This is a genomic window from Streptococcus infantis (assembly GCF_047464415.1).
Classification (GTDB): domain Bacteria; phylum Bacillota; class Bacilli; order Lactobacillales; family Streptococcaceae; genus Streptococcus; species Streptococcus infantis_AE.
On record NZ_JASHBX010000040.1, the window covers coordinates 1 to 2,265 of the forward strand.

Below are 2,265 nucleotides of genomic sequence, written 5' to 3' on the forward strand. Positions count from 1 at the left end.
GTATTTTTTAAGAAGCTATCAAAGGTTATTAGCAGGAAAGAGTAGTCTAAGGCAAGCAATAAAAAGAGGTTGGAAAAATCGTAAAGGAATTGATTGGAAACAAGTATGGTTCAAATCAGTTAGAGGGTTGCTCAATGGGATGAAGTCATTCTTACCTAAAATCTTTGCGCTTGTCTCTCTCATTCTTTGGAATGTTTTCTTCAGGATATTCTATACCCTCCCTTTTGTTAAACGAGAACGGAAACGTTTTGATAAAGAAATGAAGCCCATTCTTTATTTTAAGAGTTACCGCAGCTTCGTTTATATGGGATTAGGTTTTAGCTTTATTGCTTTTATCTTAACCAATTACCTGGTTACTGTTTTGAGAGCCACAATCCGCTTTCTCTACTTTAGTATTTGGTCGTTTAAAGATGCTAGTAAGGCCGTAAACTTTGACTTAAACAGCCTCTTATTTCAAAGTTTATTGAATGCTAAGGTCTTCTTGATAGCACCGATTTTAGCATTTCCAATCTTTCTATTGGGCTTAGTTATCGCCTGGAAATCTGCCTGGATAAACTTCGAGCAGTTTCGAGACTATAACAACAACGAAGAAGGAGATGACCGTTTTGTGACGATTGATGAAATTCGTCGTCAATACAAAAAGATCCCCAATAAAGATTTAACTTATCCAGGTGAAGGTGGAGCTCCTGTACTTCATGAACTGACTCATGATCTAGCAGGACAAACACTGAGAACTCAAATGTTATGGCAAAATAGAAAAATGAGCCGATACGTGACAAATGCGGAGCGGATTTTAGGCATGTTAGCTTTTCCTTCTGGATATTATTACATTGAAGATAAGCCGACGAATCTGTTAGGAATTGGGATGACTCGTTCAGGTAAGGGTGAAGGTCATATTACTCCAGCAATTGAAATCAACAGTCGTGCTGAATTGCAGCCATCGATGGTACTAGCAGACCCGAAAGGGGAACATTATCAAGCCTCCTACAAACTCATGAGGCAACGTGACTATGATGTCAATGTTCTTTCTTTCCAAAATATGGATTGGTCTATGTCTTTCAATCCGCTAGCTCTAGCTATCGCTGCTGCAAAGAAGGGCTACTATGAGAAAACTCAAACCTATGTCAATGCAGTCGCAGAATCCATTTATCCGAAACAAAAAGGTGGAGAGAAGGGGAATGCTGAATATTTCCGTAAGTCTTCTATATCCCTGTTTAATGCTCTTACAATGGCTTTGATGGATCGAGCTAATGAAACCGTTCAAAATGGTGAAGACGATGCCTGGGATACCATTACGATCCCTAACGTTGCAAAATTCTTGGCGACAATGGGTTCTGAAGAAGTCTTTGTAGATGGTGCTGGAGAAATCGTCGAGAATCCAAGCAGAGAACAACAAGTGTCGAAAAAGTCAAAAATCACAGTCTATTTTGATAATTTGAGACAAGTCAATCAACAACAATTCTCGAAATTTAGACAAATGGCTGATATCGAATTTCGTGCTTCAGACTTTGGTGGTGATGAGACTAAAGGTAATGTCTACTCTAGCATGATGACAGGAATCAATCTGTTCTTGCAAGACAACGTGGCCAAACTGACTTCTAAAAACTCTATTGATTTAGAGTCTGTTGGCTTCCCACGTCGATTATCTGTCAAGCTGAGATCAAGCACCAACAGTCAGCTTAAAAACGAATTTAAGCACAAAACTGCTAAAGTAACGATTACAGGATTGAAGAAGTGGGGTAAAGTCGAAAAGAAAGTCGATTATATAAAGCAAGCGACAGCTTTAGTCGATGGGGAAGGGTATCTGACCTATGCCATTGAGCCTAAACTTCCAGATCAGTTTACGGTAACGATTGATTTCAATCATAAGAATAATGGCAATTCCCCTGTTCGAGATCAAATCTTTCAATTTTCAGCTGAAAAAGTCTATCGAAGAAACGGAGATAGTCTAGAACTAGATGAGTATAGCAAGAAGCCGATTTTAGATCATATCGATATAACCGTCCTTAAGAATAAAGAAGATACCAAAAATCTTCTTCAGGAGTCGGATATTGAACTGGTCTATTCAGATAAACCGAAAGTCATTTACCTGGTAACACCACCAAACCGAACAGAGTATAATGGGATTGTTTCGTTATTCTTAGATCAGCTATTCAATGCTAACTATGAGCTTGCTCTCTCAAGTGGTCGTAAATGTATTAATCGGATTCTCCATATCTTAGATGAGTTTACAAATATCCCTGCGATTCCTCACATGGATACAAA

1 protein-coding gene is annotated in these 2,265 nt (G+C 38.6%); it reads left to right on the plus strand.

Annotated elements, in window-relative coordinates:
• Positions 1–2,265 (plus strand): type IV secretory system conjugative DNA transfer family protein (locus tag QM460_RS10310; RefSeq protein WP_414290045.1); only part of this gene is annotated, 2,265 nt, incomplete at both ends.